The following is a 23,685-nucleotide window of genomic DNA, read 5'->3' as shown; positions in this document are numbered from 1 at the left end:
AAATTCACTATTTTTACACCTTAAATAATTCATTCCTTTTCTCAAAATGTGTAAGGTAAACAATCAATAGTTATAGAAAAAATAAAATCCCCAAGACTTCAAAATTTCTTTTGAGTCTTGAGGATTTTATTAGATGATCATCAAGATTTTAGTTAATAAAATAAATTCTTTAAATTGATTAGATAAAATACGGGTTTCCTTTCAGTCCATTCCATAAACTTGTCTGTTCTAGTTGAAAAGCGAGCTTTAATAATTGATGCTCTTCTCCTTTTGGAGCCATTACTTGCACCCCTATTGGCAAGCCTTCTTCTGATACATGTACCGGCATACTCATTGCTGGCTGTCCCGTTAAGTTAGCAAGTTGCGTAAACGGTGTATACGTTAAACTAGGTAAAAACATTTTATATATAAGGTCTTGTTGCTCTTGTGGATCTGACCATTCCATTTGATGACGTAGCTCGGTTTCTTTTTTTGAATGATGTGTCAACTCACCAATTTTCGGTGCTGTAAACGCTGTTGCAGGTGTAATATAAAGATCATATGTATCGTGAAATGCTGCCATTTTTGCTGCTGCTACATCCCAAGAGGCGAGGCTTAATGAAAATTCTGCAGCTGAGACGTTTTTACCCGCAACATGTAAAAGCCATGTTTCAATTTCTACATCATTTGCCGTTACTTTTTCTTTCATCATTCCTTCTAATTGCATCATAAGGGCAGAAATTTCTCCACTATTCATTAAAAAGTAATCACGCATTAATTGGATGCCGTCTACCTCATTGTCCGCTTCTTCTATGAAATGTCCTTGTTCCTCTAACCATGTGACTGTCTTTTTTACCGCTTCTTTTGCATCATCCGAAACAGGTGTGTTTACTGGTGATTTGGTTGTAAAGCCAATTTTTAACGGTTTATCGAAACCCTGTTTCATTACTTCCTCATATTGTCCTTCAAAAAGAGATGTGTGAAATGCTGCTTCTTGCTGAACTACTTGTAATACATTTAACATCCGAGCACTATCTCGAACAGATTTCGTTAATACGAAATCAATCGCTGCTCCTTGCCATTGTCGACCAACACCAGGCCCTACAGGGGTTCGACCTCTCGTCGGTTTTAAGCCGAATAGTCCAGAAAAAGAAGCGGGAATACGAATGGACCCACCACCATCACTAGCACCCGCAATTGGCACGACTCCTGATGCTACCAAGGCTGCTGCACCACCACTTGATCCGCCTGGTGAATGATTTTTATTCCAAGGATTACGTGTAGGTCCATGTATTTTAGCTTCGGTAATATTTTTTAGGGCAAATTCAGGTGTCGTTGAATAACCTAAACTTAAACAACCGGCGTCAAGCAATTTGCGGACAAAATGAGACGTGTTTGGTGCCATTGCTTTTTGTAGCAAACGTGCACCGCCCGTATTAATTTCTCCCTGTATCGACTGGGAAATATCTTTTAGAAAAATCGGAACACCATCAAAAGGAGCTTGATTTCTGTCAATTTTCGATTCTGCTAACACTTTTTCCTTTCTAGTAGATGTTACTGCATTTAACTCCCCATTTACTTTGTCTAATTGGGCAAAACTAGCATTTATTAATTCTTCCTTTGTTACTTCTTTCTTTTCTACTAGTTTAGCTAAATCAGTTCCATCAAGTGCAATATAATCGGATAAGTTCATCGTTTTACACCTCGAATATAGTAATATTACTATTATCATACCAATAATCTACTATGAAACGAAATAGGCTTTTTTATCCACTCATTACGTTTTAATAAGCATGTAAAAAGCACAACACTAAAATGTGCTGTGCCACTGTTCATTTACAACTCAATATCTGTAATGATTGTAGTGTTCGGATGTCGTTGTAAAATCGATGCAGGAACCTCTTCTGCTACTTCACCATGTACAACCTTTTTAAGAATTTCAGCTTTTTTAACCCCTTGCACTAATAGCATAATTTCTTTCGCTTCCATGATCGTACCTAAGCCCATTGTAAGAGCTTCTGTTGGGACTTCATCAAGCGAATCGAAAAAACGGGAATTTACTTCTCTCGTTGATTCCGTTAATTCAACAACGTGTGTTCGTGAATCAAATGCCGTTCCAGGCTCATTAAATCCAATATGACCATTTAAACCAATACCTAATACTAGAAAATCCAAACTTCCTGCTTCTATAATACGCTCATCATATGTTGTACATTCCTGTTGTAAGTCACCTGCTAATCCATTTGGGAGGTGAGTGTTTTCTTTTTGTATATCAACATGATTAAATAATTTTTCATCCATATAATATCGATAGCTGTTTGGGTTATCTGCTGCAAGACTAGCATACTCATCTAAATTAAACGTGATCGCATTTTTAAACGTGATATCACCAGCTTGATATTTTTCTGTTAATTTATCATACATTCCTTCTGGAGTTGAACCTGTGGCAAGACCGATTACTGGCTTTTCTAATCGGTTTAAAGCATGAACAAAAAGTTCTGTCGCTTTCTCACTTAATTCTTCCTTGTTATTGACCTTCACAATTTTCATCTGTTTCACTCCTCGTAAGTTCATTCTTAGCAAATTTGCTATTTTACTGATGGAAAACAGCTATGTGAAATACACCCTTGTTTCAACTTGCTAAGCACTTTTTTAACCTTTTTATTTTAACATATTATTACGATTTTTATCATTAAAATTATATTCTAGGCTAACCTACAGCAAGCCAAAATAAAACAAAATAAAGATTGTCTAGTAATCAAAGAAATCGCACGAAACGTCCCAGTGCGGCGGATTGAGCAATGTGTGAAGTATGTTGCGAATAGATTCCGATGTTATTCGTTACCCGTAAAACGAAAAAAAAGCTTTTTAGGACTCGATTCGAGGAGATTCATTACCGTAAACAAGAAAATGGCTTTTTGTGGGTACGATTAGAAGCAATTCGTTACCGTAAAACGGAGAAATAGGCATTTTAACGGTACAATGAAGATAGCTTGTTCAATTAGGGACAAATACGAAGGGTTAAAAGTTCTCATGTGGATCGAGAAATCAATCGCACTCCCCTGTAGTGTAGCTTGCTTTAGCTGAACAGGGGGCGATTGTTAGTCGGCTACTTGAGTAAAAGCCTTTAATCTCAAACTGTCTACATACGAATCTTTCCGAAAGCCATATAATTAAACGAACCCACAGTCATTACACATCGATATCAGTGATGATCGTAACATTTGGATGACGCTGTAAAATGGATGCTGGGACATTTTCGGAAACGTCTCCATGAACAACTTGTTTTAATATGTCAGCTTTTTTCTCCCCTATAACGAGGAGTAATATTTGTTTTGCCTCCATAATTGTGCCAATTCCCATCGTTAATGCTTGTGTTGGAACTTCATCAAGATGGGAGAAAAACCGCGCATTCGCTTCTCGAGTAACTGCATCAAGAGCTACAACATGAGTGCGTTTATCAAACGGAGTGCCTGGTTCGTTAAACCCGATATGCCCGTTTAAGCCTAACCCTAGAAGCTGCAAGTCGATACTCCCTGATTGCTCGATCAACTGTTCATACGATTTACATTCCTCTTCAATATCCAGTGCCAAACCATTCGGGATAAATGTCTTTTCTTTTTTTATATCAATATGGTCAAATAGATGTTTATTCATAAAGTAACGATAACTTTGCGGATCTTCTCCAGACAACCCTGCATATTCATCTAAATTAAACGTCGTGACTTTAGAAAAAGAAACTTCTCCAGCACGATTTTTATCAATTAATAGTTCATACAGTTTTTCTGGAGTTGAACCAGTAGCAAGCCCTAAAATGGGTCTTTCTTTACTCGATATGGTATTCAGAACAAACTGTGCCGCTTTTTCACTAAGTTCGATATTATTGTTTACTTTAATAATATTCATTCAATTCCCTCCTCATAAGCTACCATTCCTCTACAAATGGTATACTTAATGTTTAGCTCATCATTAACAAGTAAGATATCCGCATCTTTCCCTTCTTTTATACTTCCTTTTTGATCGAATAAATGAATTTGTTTAGCAGGATTTACAGATGCCATTTGAATAATATCCCTAATGGAAACACCTTCTATTTTCAACATATTTTGAACTGCATCATCCATTTTCAAAATACTACCTGCAAGTGTTCCCTCTTGTAATGTTGCCTTGTTATTTTTCACTTCAACCTTTTGTCCACCGAGCTCAAAGTTCCCCTCGCCTAACGCTTTTGCTCTCATAGAATCCGTAATTAAAATCAATCGTTCACTACCAATATTTTTATACACTAATTGCAACATTTCAGGCGAAAGATGGATTTCATCAGCGATTACTTCTGCCAAAAGCGAGGGAATGATAAAGGCAGCACCAACTGCTCCAATATCGCGATGATGCAGACCTGTCATCGCATTACATAAATGGGTTAATTGATGAACCCCTTTTTCTGCTGCCTCTTTTATTTGGGCAAAATTCGCACTGGAATGTCCAGCTGAAACATTGTATCCATTTTCAGCTAAATACGAAATTAACCCGTCGTCATCACATTCTGGAGCTACTGTAACGGTCTTAATTTTACCAGCGGCGATGTTTTGCCACCTTTGAAACAAGTCTAAATCGGCATTCATAATAAATCTTTCTGGTTGAGCTCCCTTTTTTTCTTTGTTAATAAACGGTCCTTCCAAATGAACTCCGATCAATTCCGCGGCAGCATGTTTATTTTCATAGATGGCTACATTATGTAATGCTTTTTCAATGTTTTCTGTTGATTGGGTAATCGTCGTTGCTAAAAAGCTTGTCGTTCCTTCTTTTGGTAATGCACTTGCAATCGTATCTAACGCATTTTCTGTTGCGTCCATCATATCGGCACCTTGAGCTCCGTGAATATGGCTATCAATAAAACCTGGAATGACCGAAAGTCCTTTTCCATCAATGAGTTGAATCTCTTCACTCTCGTCTACTTGGATAGGATCTTTAGAGATAGTTGCAATCTTACCGTCTTTTATGAAAAGATGGCCATCTTCCAAAACGTCATTTTCGGTGTAAATAGTTGCAAATTGAATGATCATTTGATTAGACATACATATTGCCTCCTTTTACAGATGAAGTGATAATGCTCCTAGCATTCCTGCTTTATTTCCTAGTGTCGCTTTCATAATATCTACATCGCTGAAACTTCCGAGCACATTTTTTTTCACTTGTTTAGAGATCATTTGCACGATTATTTCTTGTTCCATAATCCCACCGCCAATGACAATGGTCGGCGGATTAAAAATATGAATTAATGAAGATAAGCCAATGACAATTTCGTCCACCCAATGATGAACTACTGTCTTAATCTCTTCATCCCCATCATGATATTTTTCAAAGATTATTTTCCCATTGAGATAAGCCGGATTTATTTTCTTTGCTTCTCGTACTAATGCTGTTGTTGATGCATATGTTTCATAACAACCGAGCAAGCCACAGCCACATTGTCTACCTGATCCATGGGTAATCATATGACCGAATTCACCCGCAAATCCACTTTTTCCGTAAAAAATCTCTGAATCTGTCACAATGGCTCCACCAATACCAGTTCCATATGTAAGAAAAAGAAAGTTTTCTAGGTTTTTACCAACACCAAAATGATTTTCCCCTAATGCTGCCGCGTTTACATCATTTTCTACTGCTACTGGAATAGTAAAATGATCCTCCAACATTGCTTTTACTTGAAGGCCACTTGTATCGGGAATATTAGCTGATCCTTGCACAATAATGCCTCGTTTATTATCAACTTGTCCAGCCGTACTTACCCCAATTGCATCAACCGCTCCGAATTGTTCGATTTTTTCAATGATGTGTTGAATGATAGAACGACCGCCTTGTTCACTATTTGTATCGTATTCAATAAATTCAAGCGTCGTACCTTCTTGATTAAAAATTCCTAGTTTAATCGAAGTTCCACCAATATCTACTCCTGCTATTCTCATTTCTTTCTCCTTTTCCTGCATTATTTACCCATTCATCATTTCGTTTACATTTTCAATACCATTTCAAATTTATGTTTATCAATCCGGTAGACTGATTTTGTAAACTCGATTACTTTGTCTTCTTTTGTATAAGTCGTTCGTTTAAATAAAAGCCCTAATGAGTCGTTCGCTAAGTGGAACGTATTTTTTTCAAATGTATTTAATCGAACTGGTTCCACTATTTGTTTAGAATAATGAGGAATGAGCCCATATTGATGACGCAACACATCGTATAAAGATGTATTCTCAATCAAGTTACGGGTTAAATTCGGACATTGTGCTGGATGTAATAATACTGTTTCAATAGCGTACGGCTCCCCGTCGACGATTCGTAGTCGTTTTACTTCTATCGCCTTTTGTCCATCAGCTAACCCGATGATGGATGATTCTACTTTTGAACAAGGAACAAGTTGAAACGATAGTATTTTCGTCTCCACACAATATCCTAATTCTTCCATCCCTTCTGTTAACCCTTTTAATCCAGACAGTTGATATTTCGGTTTTTTATCGGCAACAAATGTGCCTTTCCCTTGTTCTCGATATAGAATCCCTTCATTGACTAACGTCATAATTGCTGTACGAACTGTCATCCGGCTAATTTGTTGAATTTGACAAAACTCGTGTTCTGTCGGTATCGGATCATGTGGTTGTAGTTCGTCATTTTCAATCATTTCTGTAATGATATCTTGCAACTGGGCATAAATAGGAATCGGGCTATTTTTCACTACTTTTCTCAAAACTTAACACCCTTCCTAATGGATAATGTTTACTCATCAAGCTCTTCTGCACCTTGCAAAACTTGTTCAGCTGTTAGTTCACCTAATACAATTTTGGTCATATTTTTACGAATATACGTAAATGCTTCAGGTGATATTGTTGAATCAAGCGGTACATTTAAAGATGTTGCTTGAATAACGAGTTCATGACCTGAATCCGTAGCAGGTGAATCATTTGTAAGCTTCTTATTAATGGCAGGTGTTCCGCCATTGGCTTCTGCTATTTGTTGGATCGTTTTTGTAGAAGTAAGCTCTTTTAACAATTGAACAATTGGTTCTCTTTTTAGTTCGTCCTCAAAGCTTGCCTTACTAAGATAAAATCCGGATGTAAAACCACCAATAATATCTCCATATGTTCCCTTCCCCTCTGGCGGGATAGGCATTGGCATGATTTGTATCGATTCTTCTATCTCATCTGGTATATCTGGTAAAACCCAAGATCCATTTAGCATCATGGCGGCCTTTTCTTCTGTAAATAATTGTTGGGCTTCTAGATCATCTATTGTTATCGTGTTCTCGGGAAAAGCTCCCATGTCATAATGTTCCTTTATTAAATGAAGACCTTCTATCCAAGAATCATGGATTCCATGATGTAAGGTTGCTTGATGTCCTTCTTGCCCTCCTGCTGCAAGAATATAATGTTCAATCAAATAATAGGACTCATTAATCGAATTCGCTAAAGGGATGATCCCATTTTCTTTCAATGTTTTCATTGCTGTTTCATATTTTTCCCAATCTGTAGGCAGATCCAGCCCATACTGTTCAAATAAAGCTGTATTGACAAATAATCCTTCATAAAAGCCAGTTGTAGGTATGGCATAAATATGGTCATCATCTGCTTTCACTTGATCCAAGACAGCTGGAATAAAATCGTTTGACCAAGCTTCATCCTCTTTCAGAAGTGGCTCCATTGGAATAACTTTCGTTTCCGTAATAAGTTTTTCCGCAAGTTCTCCTGTATAGAAATAAGTGATGTCTGGTGCTTGATCCGAAGAAAATAGGTCATACACTTTTTTTTGATATTTTCCTTCTCCAGGCATCATAGCTTCACTTTTAATCGAGAAACCGGAACGCTCTTCTTCCACTTGGTTAAAAATATCCTGTAATATCGAAGCTACTGGATCTGCTTCAGTAAACATAGTGAAAACATTTATGTCGACCGTTTCTATTGAATGATCATTTTCGTCTTCTATTTTTTCTTTACTATCTGTTTCATATTCTATGTTTGTACATGCTGTTATAACGATCAGACTAATGAAAATGCTACTAATCTTTACTATGTATTTTCTCAATTGTCATACCCCCTTCTTAATAGTGCGTCTTCAAAAAGGTAGATAAAAAGGCTCAAGCTCGGTTAAGATCGCTGGCGTCTCCTATACTCGCAATTATTCGGCACAATCAACATTGCTAGCAAAGCCAACACTAGCACTTCCTACATCTACAATTACTCGGCTGCAATAAAAACATGGTACGTCGCAGTTCAAGACGGTGTAGCTCTTTAGCAACGGGGCGTAAGTATTTTAAAACGTAAGGAACGAAAATGCCAGCTTATTAGAAAACTTGGCATACGTTAAAGAACCCACACACCGATTAGCAAGCCGTTTTGCAATGATCGAGGTGATGTTGCACTTACGACGCACAGAACGTGTTAGTACTGGCGCCCGCGACAAATGTTTTCGATGGGACGAACGAAATAGCAAAGGGATTCGATTGGACGAGTAAGCGCAGTCCCAAAACGGCGCTTTTAGCTAGTGATTTGGAAGAAAGTGTTTATACTTTCTTATCGGCCAAAGAAATGCGAGCACCATTTTTACTAGACTTTTTGAACAACCTTTTATACCATCTTTTTTCATATTGATAATATGTATGTAATGCGATATTATATCAAGTAAGATTCATTGTCTATACAATTAGTATAGAAGAAAGTCCCAAAATTGTCTAGACAACTTTTTATTAGTTTATTTTTTATAAGGGGTGGGCCTCATTTATGGATATTCAATCAATGTCAATCGAAGAAAAAGTCGGTCAACTATTTATCGCCGGCTTTAACGGAAAACGGATAAATGGAGAAGCAATCAATTTAATTACGACGTATCATATTGGTGGTATTCATTTTTTTAATAGAAATGATAAAAATCCACGTCAAATACATAAGCTTGCGACGAATCTACAACGGTACATAAACAAAAATATACCGTTATTTTTAGTAGCCCAACAAAAAGGTGGCGAACAAAACAGTTTAATAGAAAAGGTAACGATCAGCCCTAGCCAAAAACAGCTCGGTAACATAAATAACCGCTTGTATACGAAACAAATTGCTGAAATCGTTGGTGAAGAATTACGTGCAATCGGGATAAATATGAATTTTTCACCTACATTTGACATAAATGAGGAAAGTGAAACTTCTTTCGGAGGAGAAATTGATCTTGTCTCTAAACATGGCATCGCTGCTCTTCAAGGTTTTGCACAAGCGAATTTGATTCCGACCGTCAAACTCGATCATTATATCAAAGAAATTTTTACCCATGATTTATGGAATCGGACTGCTTTACAACCAAATATTGATAAGTTGCAACAATTACTAGACACAATCGTTATTTCAAATCAATTTATTACGGATTTTAAGCAAAGTTCCCCAGCACCTTGCTCACCTACAGTCATTACCGAATTTCTTAGGGAGAGTGTTTCTTCTAATGGGATTATTATTGCTGACCATTCAGAGATTCAAAGTAAAGAAGCTGTCATTGTTTCATTTCAAGCAGGTGTCGACATCGTATTGCTGAATGATACGTACGAAAATCAAATAAAAACAATAGATACAGTCATCCAAGCAGTACAATCTGGTAAAATAAGCGAGGAACAAATAGACAGATCGGTTGAACGGATCGTAAAACTAAAAACAGAACGAAACATCGGTTTGATTGAACCTTATAACGAGGAAAATTTTATGCAAAAACGTTCTCTTGCATTATCTGAAAAATTGACGCATTTAGCAGCCAATCATTCATAATTTAACATGAAAACTTCCTTTGGCATCTGTTTCGATCAAAGGAAGTTTTCATTTTCATCTCTATGTACATTTCTGTAAATAACGCATACCTCTAAAAATACCTGTTATGTTCCCTTGTCCATCTGTTAAAAAAGCGACCTTTTTTCCATCAGGGAGTTGGAATAGATTTTCTTGATAAGGTGCAACGGTAACTGTGTTATGCTGAATGTGTAAAACTAACCCATTCTCTTTTTCCCTTACTTCTATTTTTTGACCCTCATGAGATTGATAAATTCCACTATATTTAGTTAGTTCCTCTGTTGAAAGTTGATAAGCAGATTGACCTAATTTTGGTTCTTCAAGATCGAGTATATACCGAAAAACTGTAAGTGCTAAGTTTTCAGCAGCAACTTCTGCAATATTGGTTAATACCGTAATCGTAATGCCTTCTTTTTTAGCAAGTAGCATGTAAGAGGAAACCCCTTTTACCCCACCACCATGACCAACGACGTCGACACCTTTGTATTTCCCAATCATCATACCGTATCCATATTGATTCTCATTCGGTGTAGTGCAATAAGCTGTGAGCATCTTGTCGATTCCTTTTTTCGAAACAATTTGTTTTCCATTGACATTTCCGTCATTTCGAAAAACTTCTAAATATTTCATCATATCTTTTGCAGAAGTCTTCAATGCTCCTGCCCCATAAATATTCCCACTCTCCCACCAAGTTGGAGAATGATACGCATCCTTTTTTTTATCCTTTGTAAACGCATATAATTGTGTAACATCTGAAAAAGTTCGTAAATCTGCTACTTTAAAAATGGAGCGATCCATTTCTAGCGGTTCAAAAATCATTCTCTTCATCAACTCTTCAAAAGATTCCCCACTAGCACGCTCGACAATTTCTTGTAAAAGTGCATAACATTCATTCGAGTAATTGAAAAGTTCGCCGGGTGCACCGATAAAATCTTCGTCAAATTCATTCATTTTTTCCATCATATCAGGAACACCTTTCACTGCTCCATTAGTTGTGGGAATTTTGCCAAATAAATATCTTCCATCCGGATCACGAGTGAGACTTTCTAGCCGAGCTAAATGAAAGGAAGCCATGCCAGGATATCCTGCTGTATGGGTAAGCAAATGATGGATCGTCGTTTTTGGTTGAATGAACGTTAATTGAGGTAACCATTTGATAACATTATCTTGAACAGATAATTTCCCTTCTTCTTCTAAGATCATGATCGCAAGTGCAGTAAATGATTTTGTTAAGGACGCCACTCCAAAAATCGTATCCCCTGTTACAGGAAGTTGTGCTGCTTTATTTCTATATCCTACATAATTTTCATATATTACTTCACCATTTTTAGCAGCAATGAGAGCCATGCCAGGAATTTTAGCTTTTTTACACATTTCTATTAAATTCTTATCTAACTCAGCTACATTTTTATTCAAACTACATCACCCTCCTATTATTTTACAGAAATTAAGAGCTCCCATAATTGGAAATCGTTGCGGAAGTTTGAGCACCTATGGTGAAATTAGAATCGATGATTACAGCATTTTACCGTTTCAGTTGCGGAAATTTTTGAGTCATTGCGGGATTTTCTCGCTCCACTGCGGAAATTTCTCCTCCATTGCGGAATTTCATCGCCCCGTTGCGGAATTCGAGCCATCAACCACTAAAGATTATGATTCACTTCAAGCGTATGAGCACGCATGACGCCTTTTCTTGCAAAGATAACAATCAGACAAGCGATCAATGCTTCCGTAACAGGTAGAACTAACCAAACCCCAGTCAATCCAAAGAAAAACGGAAGTGAAAGTAATAAAATGGCAAAAATAATAAAGTTACGAAAAATAGTGATCCATAATGCGGGTTTTACTGAACCGATCGACTGAAAGTAAGTAATATAAATAAAATTAATTCCCATAAACAAATAACTGATAAAGAAAAGGCGAATCCCTTTGATAGCAAGTTCTGAAATTACTTCAGATGTTATGCCAAATAGTGAAACGAGATAAGAGGCACCCCAAAAACCACCAACAAAAAATAATGTACCGAGAATGATTGCCGTTTTCTCTGCCAGTTGAACTGTTTCTCTCATTCTATCAAATAGGTTTGCTCCATAATAATAACTGATCATCGGTTGAATGGCAGAACCTACTCCAATAAACACTAAAAACATAAAAAAGTGTAAATAATTGATAACAGAAAATGCTGCTAAACCAGTTGTGCCAGCGTAATATCCAATGACGATATTATAACCTATGATAAATACGCCCACTCCAACTTCGGATAAAAAGCTAGGAAACCCGATTGCGTTTATTTGCTTTACTTCTTTCCATTTAAATTCCACTGTAACGAATTTTAACTGACTAGATTTTTTAAAAAAATGTGAGCTTAATACGAGTAATCCGATAACGATGGATAAAACTGTCGCAAGTGCTGCTCCTTTTACTTCAAGCCCTAATATAAAAATCATCCAATAATTGAGCACAATATTTAATAGAGAAGTAACAATTAATCCAATCATCGCAAGATTTGGGTTTCCGTCATTACGAATAAAAACACTTAATGTCGTTTCCCAAACCATAAATAAGGAGAAAATCAATAAAATTTTCATATAATCAATGACATAGGCAAGTGTATCTTCGTTCGCACCAAAAAACAGAGCGATATTCTCCAAAAATAAATAGCAAATACCAGAAACGATTATCGTGACAACCGTAACAATACCAATAGAAATCGTAAAAACATGCTGCGCCTGCTCCTTATCCCCGCTACCTAAAGCCATGGAATAAATTGCACCACCGCCTACACCGATTAAAAGCCCGATCGATAAAATAACCGAATACATCGGAGTTGCGATATTAACACTTGCCAGTGCAACAGAACCAACCCCATGCCCAACAAATATCCCATCAATCATAATATTAACAGACAAGAGCCCCATCCCAATTAATGACGGAATTAAATACCGAAAAAAACTTTTTACTACTGGTTGATCATATAAATGATTTTCGACGGCCATTTGCACAGTTCCTCCAATTTACTTTTACTTTAAATTTTAACACTCCAAGTACTATTTTGCATATAGCGAGACTTTGAAGGGTTAAATTATAACATTGCCCTAATACGAGCGGCTGAAATACGACCTAAGCGAAGTTTAAAGACATGAGCGTGATGTGGGAACTTTTTGAACACAAATTGAGAGAAATAAAACAACAAAAATGGAGATTTTAGTAGGAGAATACACGAAGACATCTGTGAGAAAAGCAACAGTCGAAAGTCCCGCAAAAAGCTGCTTTTTGCTTTTAAGGAATTGAGACATTGCCTGCAGAAAGCATAATATTAGTGCGATCAATTAAAAAAGACTGTCGAGGGTTTCACGACAGTCTAGTGGAGGCCATTATGTGTAAATCGTCTCCTCCTTAATAATTTATAAAATTTGACCTAAAAATGATTGTAATCTTTCACTTTTAGGATCGTTAAACATTTCTTGTGGATCTCCTTCTTCCATAATGACACCTTGATCGATAAAAATAACTCGATCACCAACTTCCCGAGCAAAGCCCATTTCATGGGTAACAACAACCATTGTCATTCCTGATTTAGCCAAGTCTTTCATTACCGCCAACACTTCTCCAACTAATTCTGGGTCAAGTGCGGAAGTAGGTTCATCAAACAACATTACTTTCGGATTCATCGCTAGTGCTCGTGAAATGGCGACTCGTTGTTTTTGACCACCTGATAAACTTGCTGGGTAAACCGACTCTTTATCAGCAAGCCCAACTTTTTTGAGGAGTTCTCGAGCTGTTTTTTCCGCTTCCTCTTTTGATTGATTTAACACTTTAATAGGTCCAAGTGTAATATTTTCTAACACCGTTTTATGAGGAAATAAATTAAAATGTTGGAATACCATGCCGACTTGTGCTCGAACTTTTGGTACATCTGTCTTTCTATCGGTTATTTCAACTCCATCAATTGTAATACTTCCTGATGTCACTTCCTCCAATAAGTTAAGACATCGTAAAAAAGTACTTTTCCCGGAACCGGAAGGACCGATTACACAAACAACTTCTTTCTCATTGATCGTATTAGAAATACCTTTTAATACTTCGTGGTCTCCAAACGATTTATGCAAATCTTCTACTGTAATCATTACACATCAAGCCTCCGTTCCACACGACGTAAAATAATACTTGCTGGTATGGTTATTGCTAAATAAAATACTGCAACCATTAAGTAAGGTTCAAAATACGTAAATGCAGCAGCAGTATATGCTTTACCTTGATACAACACTTCACCAACGGCAATCGCTGAAAATAATGACGTATCCTTCAAACTAATAATGAACTGGTTTCCAAGTGGTGGGATCATTCTTTTCAATGCTTGTGGCCAAATAATATACCACATCGTTTGCCTTTTTGTAAGTCCTATTGAATCTCCCGCTTCAAATTGTCCTTTATCAATCGACTGGACTCCACCTCGAACAATTTCAGCAATATATGCCCCTGCATTAATCGCAATAGCAATAATCGATGCGGTAACTTTATCTAAATTAATCCCTAATAAGTCCGATAAACCAAAATAAATAAATAATATTTGCACTAAAATTGGGGTACCACGAATAATCTCTACATAAGTAGTACAGAGCCAATAAATTATTTTACTTTTAGATAATCTACCTAATCCCGCAAAAGCACCGATAACAAATCCCAATGCTACACCAACAATAGTGATTAAGAAAGTATACTTAATTCCCTCTAATAAATAAGGTAAAACTTTTATAATATGTTCCATGCAACATATCACCTCTTCCAAAAAAATAAGCTAAAATTACTACTATACTATCAAACTAAAAATACCCTATTGAAAATAATGTACATTATTTTCATTTAAATATAGAAAAGCGTGATATGTTCACGCTTTTCCCATCATTCTTTTTAGTTTTTTTATTAAGTGCCTTCTGGACGCTCTCCGAACCACTCTTCATAAATGTCATCGTACGTACCATTTTCTTTTAATGAAGTAAGTGCATCATCAATGACATCACGAAGTTCTGAACCTTTCGGGAATGCGATTCCATAATCTTCCCCTGTTAATTTTTCACCAACTGTTTTTAATTCTCCACCCGCTTCTTTTTCAGAGTAGTAAGAAACATTCGGTAAATCATATAACACTGCATCCGCTCTTCCAGCTAAAACATTTTGGTATGCTTCTATAATTCCAGGAAAAGCTTCAGCATTTGCTTCCGTATTTGCTTCTAAATATTCTTGACTCGTAGAACCAGTACGTGTAGCAACTACTTTTCCATCGACATCATCGATTGATTGAATCTCTTCATTTCCTTCTTTAACCGCTAGAATTAATCCTGCTTCATAATAAGGCTGTGTAAAATCAATTGATTCTTGTCGCTCTTCTGTAATTGTCATTCCTGCAATACCGACATCAAATCGACCTGAACTCACACCAGCTACAATTCCATCAAACTCAAGTACTTCAAATTCGATTTCAATTCCAGCTTCTTCTGCAAGCGCATTAATTAAATCGATATCAAATCCAACAAGGTCTCCCGAATCTTCATCAATGAATTCAAATGGTACATATCCATTGTCCGTTGCAACCGTATACACTTCTTTGTCTGAAGCGTCATCATTTGTTGCCTCTTCTTCGTTAGCGCTTTCACTTTCGTTCGTGTCAGACTTCTCTTCATCTTTAGACGAATCACCACATGCTGCCAAAACACCAATTAATAGTCCTAAGATTAATGCTAATAAAAATTTCTTATACATTGTAAACCCCCTGTGTAGTAATTTGTCGAACTATAAACGTATTATAACATAGAAAATGTAATAAAAAAGGATTATTCTAATTTATAAGAATAATTCGCTATATTCTAGTAACCGTTATTTTCACTAGAAACATAGATAAAATATAGGTAGTAAGCCTCAAAAATGAAATGAAAAGTTTTTTCCAATGAGTTATATAATTGGATAGATTGGCACCATTTTCATTTAACATTAATTTCTTACAATATTTTGCCTAAAAATGCCTTCGTCCGCTCGTTTTGTGGATGACCAAATAATTCCTCAGGTGTCCCTTCTTCAACGAGAAAACCACCATCAATGAAAAGCACCCTATCAGCAACTTCTCTTGCAAACCCCATTTCATGTGTGACAACGACCATCGTCATTCCTTCTTTAGCCAAATCTTTCATGACGTCTAATACTTCTTTCACCATTTCTGGATCGAGTGCAGATGTTGGTTCATCAAATAGCATTACTTTCGGTTTCATCGCAAGTGCTCTTGCAATGGCGACACGTTGCATCTGTCCACCTGAAAGCTGTTCTGGATAATTGTTTGCTTTATCACCTAAACCAACCTTTGCCAAAAGTTCATGAGCCAGTTCCTCCGCTTCTTTCGGATCCATATGACGAATCTTTCTAGGTGCAATCGTAATATTATCTAACACATTCATATGTGGAAATAAATTAAATTGTTGAAATACCATTCCTACATCTTTACGAATGTCATTTATATTTGTTTTCGGATCATTCACTTTTACATTTTCAATATATATTGCACCATCTGTAATTTCCTCAAGTAAATTAATACATCGTAAAAGCGTACTCTTACCAGAACCACTCGCTCCAATAATACAAATCACTTCTTTTTCTTTTACTTCATAATCAATTCCTTTTAAAACTTCAAGTTCTCCATATGATTTTACGAGCCCATCAATTTTTATCATTTTTATCACCTTCCGCCCGTAAATGTTCGACTAAGCGAAAAGATTTTCGGCCTTTTCGACGGAACATAACTTGTACTAAACCTTTTTTCTACATAAGCAACTATTTTTGTAACGATATATGTTAAAAATAAATACATAATCGCAGCAAGAATATATGGTTCCCACACTCTAAAGGTAGCACCTTGAACAATTTTAGCTGCATATAAAATATCTGTTGCCGCTATAACAGTAACCAAGGATGAGTCCTTTAATAAAGCAATTAATTCATTTCCAAGTGGCGGTACCATACGCCTTAATGCTTGAGGTAAAATGATATGTTTCATTGCCATATTATGTGGCATCCCCAATGAACGAGCTGCTTCCATTTGTCCTTTATCAAGTGACTGAATTCCAGCCCGAATAATTTCAGCTGTATAAGCCCCACAGTTCAGTGATAGAGCCAAAGCCCCTGATACAAAAAATCCTAATGATTGACCAAAAATAGTAGGAATGACTGCTATGTGGATAAGTAAGATTTGTACAAGGAGCGGAGTGCCACGAAAAAAGTCTATATACCATCTACTAGGATAATGAATCCACTTTTTATTGGACATTTTACCAAGACCAAATAATAAACCAAGTATTATTCCACATGTATAGCCAACTACCGTTAGTCCTAACGTTATCCAAATCCCATGAATAAAAAGACTTCTATAATTCCAAAGAATATCGAAACGAATTGATTCAAAAAATTCGATGATGACCACCTCCATAATGAAAGCTTATCCTGTAAAAAAGGCTATCTGTCCGTAACGTAAACGGACAGATGGTAAAAGTCTTTTGAAAAGAAATAACTCTAATTAAAAATGAATGTTACTCGACTTTAAAACCAGTAATTTCTTCTAATTTTCCATTTTCTTTTAACTTTTGAATACCCTCATTTAATAATTCCACTACTTCTGTATTCCCTTTTTTAACCATCAACCCGTAATATTCTTTTTCAAAACTACTATCCTCAATCGTTGTCACCTCTACATTTGGATTGTTTTTGATGTATTCATTCACTGTTGAGTTATCTCCAACAGAAGCGTCCGCATTTCCATTGATCATTTCACTAATTGCTAGTGGCATCGTTTCTGCTGCAACAATATTCGTACTTGTCTCTCCTTGTAACTCTTTTACGACGATATGTCCTGTCGTATTTATTTGTACGGAAACTTTTTTATCTTTTAAGTCGGCAAAACTAGAAATATCACTATCTTCTGGAACGAGAATTAATTGATTGGCAGTATAATAAGGATCTGTAAAATCAAACTCTTCCTCACGTTCTTCTGTAATCGTTATCGAAGAGACTGCAAAATCAACCTCTCCATTTTTTACCGCAGGAAATAATGGATCCCAACCAATATTTTTAAACTCTACTTCGATCCCAACTTCCTCGGCAATTGCATTGACGATATCGATATCGATACCGACGATTTCTCCGCTGTCATCCATATATTCCATTGGAGCGTAAGTCGCATCTGTCCCAACTACTAGTTTTTGTATTTCACCATCAGAATCAGCAGGTTCACTTGTCTCACTAGAATTACCTGATGATTCCTTATCTGTTCCACTGTCCCCTCCACAAGCAAATAACAAGGCAGTTAGACTAACCAAAAGAAAAGTAATCGAAAGAAAACGCATCAACTTTTTCAATTGTTTATCCCCCTAGATAATTATTTTTTTGAAACCGCTTTCAACAATGAGAGCAACTTTTATCATTTACCCCCTTTTTTCAATAATTTCTATATTCTAGTATCTATTACAAACATTATACTTTAATACATTAGTCTATTCAATAAAAATTCAAAAAACTTGAAAGATGATTTCATTATCCGAAACGATTGATGGATAGCTTTATAAATAACAATATCAGGGTTCGCGATAACGAATAACGATAGGGAAACGTCTTTTGCGGTTTTTTGGATAACGAATAATCACTAATCGCGACTGAGAAAAGCTTTTTCGGTCTTTAAGGTAGCGAACAGCGATTAATCGTAACCGCGAAGTCCATTTATTAGATATTGGGTAACGAACAATCGCAGCGGCAAAATATCCTTTTTAGTTTTGTGGGATAAATGTGCTTATATATACATAGATTCCAATGTCAGCCTTTGTTATGATAATAGTGATTAAGAACGAGGAGAATGTACCTATATGAAAACTACTTTTATTATTCTAATCATCACGACTCTTCTTTTTATGTATGGAAAATATCGTTCTGATATTATTGCTATTGGCTCTTTATTAGCACTAACTTTGTTTGGAATCATTACTCCTTCAGAAGCTTTGGCTGGATTTTCAAATTCTGTCGTTATTATGATCGCAAGTTTATTTATCGTTGGTGCAGGTATTTTTAATACAGGACTGGCAAAGCAAATTGGTAATAAGTTAATTCAACTTGGTAATAATAGTGAAAATAGACTACTAGTTATTATTATGTTTACCGTCGGGATTTTTAGTGCCTTTATGAGTAATACTGGAACAGTTGCTGTTCTTCTCCCTGTTGTTATTAGTATCGCAATAAGTATGAAAATTATCCCAACAAAATTATTAATTCCTTTAGCATTCGCAAGTAGTTTAGGAGGAGCTCTTACTTTAATAGGGACACCACCTAACCTTGTCGTAAGCAATATGCTCAAGGATAATAACTATGACCCGATGAGTTTTTTTGATTTTACGCCTATTGGCCTTGTAGCACTTATTTCCGGGATTATATTTATGATGACAATCGGAAAAAAACTGTTGCCAAATCATACTGTAAATGAAATAAATAATGATACAATCGACCCAAATCAATTAGCTGGTATGTATAAGATTTATCACTTTTTACATATGGTTGAAGTAAAGAAGCATTCCCGTTTAATTGATCAAACGCTCGCTTCATTACAATTAACGAATACATATAATATCACTGTCGTGGCGATTGAACGAAAAAATGGACGTGGTCTTTCAACTTTACAACAATGGACTCACGTTATTCCAAAAGCTCGAACGACATTACAGGCAGGAGATATTGTCCTGCTTTTAGGTGAACCAGAAGAAGTAAGTAGATTCATTGAACGTTATGATATGATACAACTTTCAGAAGAAACAACGTTACAAGCGAGAAAATATTTATTATCTAATCGGTTTGGCATTTCAGAAATGATCATACCACCGCATTCTAATTTTGAACATCAAACAATTCGTGATCTACATTTTCGGAAAAAATATAATTGTTCGGTTCTTGCAATATATCGAAACGGAAAATACATACAAACAGATGCATGTAAAGTTAAATTACAACATGGTGATGCCCTACTCGTGCATGGTGAGTGGGATAAAATAGAGGCACTTGCTAAAACATCAAATGATGTGATTGTGGTTGGCAGGGTTTCAGATGTGGCTTCTACAGAAGTTGCTCGTGGAAAAGCACCAATTGCTGCAGCCATTATGCTATTGATGCTCCTTTTAATGACGTTAGAACTTATTGATCCTGTTATTACGGTACTAGTTGCAGCATTTTTAATGGTTGTAACTGGATGTGTTCGCTCCATTGGAGATGGGTATCAAAAAATAAATTGGGAATCGGTCATTTTAATTGCTGCTATGCTTCCAATGGCAACTGCATTAGAAAATACTGGTGGAGTAAAATATCTTAGTGATTCTGTTATTCAATTATTAGGTGATTATGGACCACTTGCTGTATTAATAGGGTTTTATCTATTAACTACGACATTAAGCCAGTTTATTAGTAATACAGCAACAGCAGTAATTTTTGCCCCAATCGCCATTACTACCGCTATGGAGCTTGGAGTTAGTCCATATCCATTCGTGATTACGGTTGCAGTTGCTGCAAGCATGGCTTTTGCCACACCTGTTGCATCACCGACAAATGCGCTTGTCATGAATGCTGGCGGATATCGTTTTAAAGACTATGTAAAAATCGGTATACCATTACAATTATTTTTAGCCGTTATCCTTATTATTTTCATCCCAATTTTCTACCCTTTTTAATCTGTCAATTCATCCAATCACTGGTTAACTTTTTTAATCGGTGATTTTTATTTTTAAGGTTATGAATCTATGTTTTGCTACATTGTAACGAACAAAAGCACCAACTATTCACATTTTTTCTGGAAATTTTCTATCATGTCTGTTAGTCTAGCCATACGATAAAAAGAATGGAGTAATCGCATGCATAAACAGATACAGATCATGTTTCTATTTTTGATTCTTTTATTAGGCTGTCAAAATACCACAGCAGGTAGCCCAACGAAGCAAATTGGAAACAGTACAGACGAAGCAACAAAAACGGTACAAAATCAATTAACTGTCCATTACATCGATGTTGGACAAGGAGATGCCACTTTATTTCAATATGTAGATGAAAATACAGAGTATACGATCTTATACGACACAGGAGACTGGCAAGGAAACGAAGTAGTTCCTTATTTACAAAAGGAGAATGTACATTTTATCGATGTCATTATTATTAGCCATCCACATGCCGACCATATTGGGCAATTGGAAAACGTAATGAAAAATTTTGACGTTGGAGAAGTTTGGATGTCTGGAAATAGCACGAATACGAAACTTTTCCAATCTGCAATGGAAGCGGTACTTGAAAGTGATGCTAATTATGAAGAGCCAACAGCTGGTGATATTTTTGATATTGGATCACTTGAACTAGTTGTCCTACACCCAGAGAGTTTAACTGGTGGGCTAAATGAAGATTCTTTATCGATTCGTTTTACTTATGGAGAAGTTTCCTTTTTATTTACTGGGGATGCTTATAAAAAGCAAGAACGCCAAATAATCCAGAGAACTGACGACATTCAGGCTGATTTTTTACAGCTTGGGCATCACGGTTCTAAAACGTCAAGTGATCCGGAGTTCATTGAGGCTGTTCAACCGAAATATGCTATATATAGTGCTGGGGCTGGCAATTCATATGGACATCCAAATGAGGAAGTTGTGGACCTATTTGCAGAAAAAGAGATTCCTTTATATGGAACTGATATGCATGGGACGATTATGGTCAAGACTGATGGTGTTAAGTCAACCATTGAAACTGAAATTGACGCGAAAGAGGACAAGAAGCCAAATGACGATTGTATTGACATCAATCGTGCAACAAAACAAGAACTAGTAAAGATTGTCCATATTGGTGAAACTAGAGCGGAAGAAATCATTCAATTGCGACCTTTTCATTCGATTGATGATCTAATGAGGATAAACGGAATTAGTTCGGCGAGATTAAAGGATATAAAAGCGGAGGAAAAAGCTTGTATAGGAGGAAACTAAATGAAAGGTGTACTTGATCGCATAGAAGATGGTATTGCAGTCGTTCTCGTTCATGAGTTGAATGCAGAATTTACATTACGTGCGGAAGATCTACCTTCTGATAGTGAAGTTGGCACTTGGTATCATATTGCAAAAACAGCTGGAGAATTTACCATATTATCGATCGATGAAAAGGAAACAATTCAGGCAAAGAAAAAAACGCAATTATTAATGAAAAAGCTTCAAAAAAAGAAACAGGGAAGTAAATTTAAGAGGTGAATAAAAATATGCCAAAAGAAAAATGGGATAACCAATTTTCAGAAAAACCATTTACATATGGGAAAACAGCTAACGCTTTTATTCAAGAAAAGAGTTATTTATTTCCCTCTTCTTCAAAGATAGCTTGTTTTGCTGAAGGGGAAGGTAGAAATGCCATATATTTAGCAAAGTTAGGGTATGATGTTACAGCTTATGACTTATCTTCCGTTGGTCTTCGTCATGCAATATTACTAGCAAAAGAAAATAATGTTACCATTAAAACAGTTGAAGCAGACTTAACGAAGACGAAGCCGGAGAAAAAATATGATGGTGCGATCATGGTTTTCGGGCATGTTGAAAAAACGAATCAAAGAAAATTTATTACGAATATAATTGATTCGGTTCGATCTGGTGGTTATGTTCTTTTTGAAATATATTCTGAAAAACAAATAAAATATGATACAGGTGGCCCTGGTAATATTCATTATTTATACGATCCGATCGATATACTAAATTGGATCAAGCCATATGAATGTAGTCATTTTTATTATGGGGAGGCAAATCGGCAGGAAGGATATCGCCATACTGGTGTCGGACATGTTATTCAAGTCGTCATTCAAAAATGATAAAAATCCTATGTTAGAAAATAATCTAACATAGGATTTTTCCATTACGATTGGGTTAATAAGTCATGCGCTTTTTGTACTTCTTCATCAGGAACAATTAAATAGTAGATACCATCGATCGTTTGCCCCTCACCATCTACCATGTATTCGGTGACATTTCTACGTGTATCTTTATAACCGGCGAATAGTTTTTTCATATCTTCAAAGTCCATATTTGTAGTCATATTATTCCCTAAAATATCGACCATTCCACTAAATTTCGGTACTGAACCGACGGAAGCACCTTCATGTAAAATCCCCTCAATTACTTTACGATGACGAGTGGTACGTCCAAAGTCGCCAGAAGGGTCTTTTTTACGCATTCTTACATATGCCTTCGTCTTATCACCATTCATTTCGACGATCCCTTCAGGGAAATCAAAACTTTTGTCTGTCCAAGCTATATCATTGCTAACGGTTATTGTTCCAAGTTCATCAACTAACTCTACTAAACCATCCATATTAATACTAACATAGTAATCTATATCAATATCAAGAAAGTTTTCGACTGTCGCAATAGACATATCCGCTCCACCAAAAGCATAGGCATGATTGATTTTATCTTGGAATCCTTTACCAATAATTTCAGTGCGCGCATCACGCGGAATACTAACAATTTTCATTTCATCCGTCTTTGGATCTAATTGCATGATCATGATTGCATCAGAGCGACCATTTTGGTCTTCTTCTGCATCGATTCCTAGTAGTAATACATTTAACCGTTCTGTCGCATTTAATTTTTTCTTCGTTAAATCGGTATCAATCGTTTCAACTGGATCATGCATTCGATCATTTACGGTTTTTTTCGTATTATGATAAATGGAATATGCATAACCACCAATTCCTAAAACAAGTACAACAATAATGATTAATGGGATTTTCAACCACAATCTCCGTGGTTTTTTACGATCACTTCTTCTCAAATTATACACCTCAGATCAATTCTTCGATTATTATAAAAAATCA

21 protein-coding genes are annotated in these 23,685 nt (G+C 36.2%); 5 read left to right on the top strand and 16 right to left on the bottom strand.

Features of this window, described 5'->3' with window-relative positions; genetic code table 11:
- Positions 1-178: 178 nt before the first annotated feature.
- From DFR56_RS01490 to DFR56_RS01460, 7 genes are all read right to left on the bottom strand, one after another.
- The gene (locus DFR56_RS01490; protein WP_110393654.1) at positions 179-1,672 is read right to left on the bottom strand and encodes an amidase; all 1,494 of its coding nucleotides are present in this window, start codon (positions 1,670-1,672) and stop codon (positions 179-181) included.
- A gap of 143 nt (positions 1,673-1,815) precedes the next feature.
- Complete coding sequence (nagB, locus tag DFR56_RS01485) at positions 1,816-2,529, bottom strand: glucosamine-6-phosphate deaminase (RefSeq protein WP_110393653.1); 714 nt, start codon at positions 2,527-2,529, stop codon at positions 1,816-1,818.
- Between the two features lie 642 nt (positions 2,530-3,171).
- Entirely contained in the window at positions 3,172-3,885 is a 714-nt protein-coding gene (nagB, locus tag DFR56_RS01480) for a glucosamine-6-phosphate deaminase (protein ID WP_110393652.1), read from the bottom strand.
- Complete coding sequence (gene nagA, locus DFR56_RS01475; protein WP_110393651.1) at positions 3,882-5,054, bottom strand: N-acetylglucosamine-6-phosphate deacetylase; 1,173 nt, start codon at positions 5,052-5,054, stop codon at positions 3,882-3,884. Before nagA ends, nagB (DFR56_RS01480) begins: the two co-directional genes overlap by 4 nt.
- Positions 5,055-5,069: 15 nt before the next feature.
- The gene (locus tag DFR56_RS01470; RefSeq protein WP_110393650.1) at positions 5,070-5,945 is read right to left on the bottom strand and encodes an ROK family protein; all 876 of its coding nucleotides are present in this window, start codon (positions 5,943-5,945) and stop codon (positions 5,070-5,072) included.
- 44 nt (positions 5,946-5,989) lie between these two features.
- On the bottom strand, positions 5,990-6,721 hold the full coding sequence (locus DFR56_RS01465) for a GntR family transcriptional regulator (RefSeq protein WP_110393649.1): 732 nt from the start codon (positions 6,719-6,721) through the stop codon (positions 5,990-5,992).
- A gap of 29 nt (positions 6,722-6,750) precedes the next feature.
- Positions 6,751-8,052 carry an ABC transporter substrate-binding protein gene (locus tag DFR56_RS01460; protein ID WP_110393648.1) on the bottom strand — a complete coding sequence of 434 codons (1,302 nt, stop codon included), beginning with the start codon at positions 8,050-8,052 and terminating at the stop codon, positions 6,751-6,753.
- A gap of 695 nt (positions 8,053-8,747) precedes the next feature.
- Between DFR56_RS01460 and DFR56_RS01455 the strand changes: the two genes are divergently transcribed.
- Positions 8,748-9,770, top strand: a complete 1,023-nt coding sequence (locus tag DFR56_RS01455; RefSeq protein ID WP_110393647.1) for a glycoside hydrolase family 3 N-terminal domain-containing protein — start codon at positions 8,748-8,750, stop codon at positions 9,768-9,770.
- A 60-nt stretch (positions 9,771-9,830) separates the two neighbouring features.
- Here the strand turns inward: DFR56_RS01455 and DFR56_RS01450 are convergent, their stop codons facing one another.
- The 8 genes from DFR56_RS01450 to DFR56_RS01415 form a co-directional block, all read right to left on the bottom strand.
- Positions 9,831-11,204: a serine hydrolase domain-containing protein gene (locus tag DFR56_RS01450; protein ID WP_110393646.1), complete on the bottom strand. Its 1,374-nt coding sequence runs from the start codon at positions 11,202-11,204 to the stop codon at positions 9,831-9,833.
- Between the two features lie 227 nt (positions 11,205-11,431).
- A complete protein-coding gene (locus DFR56_RS01445; protein WP_110393645.1) occupies positions 11,432-12,784 on the bottom strand; it encodes an MATE family efflux transporter in 1,353 nt (450 codons plus the stop codon).
- A gap of 408 nt (positions 12,785-13,192) precedes the next feature.
- Entirely contained in the window at positions 13,193-13,915 is a 723-nt protein-coding gene (locus DFR56_RS01440) for an amino acid ABC transporter ATP-binding protein (RefSeq protein ID WP_110393644.1), read from the bottom strand.
- Positions 13,915-14,556, bottom strand: coding sequence for an amino acid ABC transporter permease (locus tag DFR56_RS01435; protein WP_110393643.1), 642 nt, complete (start codon positions 14,554-14,556; stop codon positions 13,915-13,917). The genes DFR56_RS01440 and DFR56_RS01435 overlap by 1 nt, the downstream gene beginning before the upstream one ends.
- Positions 14,557-14,711: 155 nt before the next feature.
- On the bottom strand, positions 14,712-15,548 hold the full coding sequence (locus DFR56_RS01430; RefSeq protein WP_110393642.1) for a transporter substrate-binding domain-containing protein: 837 nt from the start codon (positions 15,546-15,548) through the stop codon (positions 14,712-14,714).
- A gap of 236 nt (positions 15,549-15,784) precedes the next feature.
- Positions 15,785-16,507, bottom strand: a complete 723-nt coding sequence (locus tag DFR56_RS01425) for an amino acid ABC transporter ATP-binding protein (protein ID WP_110393641.1) — start codon at positions 16,505-16,507, stop codon at positions 15,785-15,787.
- Between the two features lie 5 nt (positions 16,508-16,512).
- Positions 16,513-17,259 carry an amino acid ABC transporter permease gene (locus DFR56_RS01420; RefSeq protein ID WP_207521160.1) on the bottom strand — a complete coding sequence of 249 codons (747 nt, stop codon included), beginning with the start codon at positions 17,257-17,259 and terminating at the stop codon, positions 16,513-16,515.
- Positions 17,260-17,359: 100 nt separating this feature from the next.
- Positions 17,360-18,184: a basic amino acid ABC transporter substrate-binding protein gene (locus tag DFR56_RS01415; RefSeq protein WP_110393640.1), complete on the bottom strand. Its 825-nt coding sequence runs from the start codon at positions 18,182-18,184 to the stop codon at positions 17,360-17,362.
- A gap of 501 nt (positions 18,185-18,685) precedes the next feature.
- Between DFR56_RS01415 and DFR56_RS01410 the strand changes: the two genes are divergently transcribed.
- The 4 genes from DFR56_RS01410 to DFR56_RS01395 all read left to right on the top strand — a co-directional run bounded on the left by DFR56_RS01410 (position 18,686) and on the right by DFR56_RS01395 (position 22,680).
- Positions 18,686-20,527 carry an SLC13 family permease gene (locus DFR56_RS01410; RefSeq protein ID WP_110393639.1) on the top strand — a complete coding sequence of 614 codons (1,842 nt, stop codon included), beginning with the start codon at positions 18,686-18,688 and terminating at the stop codon, positions 20,525-20,527.
- Between the two features lie 180 nt (positions 20,528-20,707).
- Positions 20,708-21,817 carry an MBL fold metallo-hydrolase gene (locus DFR56_RS01405; protein WP_110393638.1) on the top strand — a complete coding sequence of 370 codons (1,110 nt, stop codon included), beginning with the start codon at positions 20,708-20,710 and terminating at the stop codon, positions 21,815-21,817.
- Positions 21,818-22,075 carry a DUF3006 domain-containing protein gene (locus DFR56_RS01400; protein ID WP_110393637.1) on the top strand — a complete coding sequence of 86 codons (258 nt, stop codon included), beginning with the start codon at positions 21,818-21,820 and terminating at the stop codon, positions 22,073-22,075. It begins immediately after the preceding gene.
- Between the two features lie 8 nt (positions 22,076-22,083).
- The gene (locus DFR56_RS01395; RefSeq protein WP_110393636.1) at positions 22,084-22,680 is read left to right on the top strand and encodes a class I SAM-dependent methyltransferase; all 597 of its coding nucleotides are present in this window, start codon (positions 22,084-22,086) and stop codon (positions 22,678-22,680) included.
- Between the two features lie 44 nt (positions 22,681-22,724).
- Here the strand turns inward: DFR56_RS01395 and DFR56_RS01390 are convergent, their stop codons facing one another.
- Complete coding sequence (locus DFR56_RS01390) at positions 22,725-23,603, bottom strand: LCP family glycopolymer transferase (protein ID WP_244916392.1); 879 nt, start codon at positions 23,601-23,603, stop codon at positions 22,725-22,727.
- Between the last annotated feature and the right edge of the window lie 82 nt (positions 23,604-23,685).

Origin of the sequence: Pseudogracilibacillus auburnensis (assembly GCF_003201975.1) — a bacterium.
GTDB lineage: Bacteria > Bacillota > Bacilli > Bacillales > Amphibacillaceae > Pseudogracilibacillus > Pseudogracilibacillus auburnensis.
The sequence above is the reverse complement of the archived record's forward strand: the minus strand, read 5'-3'. Positions and strand labels throughout refer to the sequence as shown.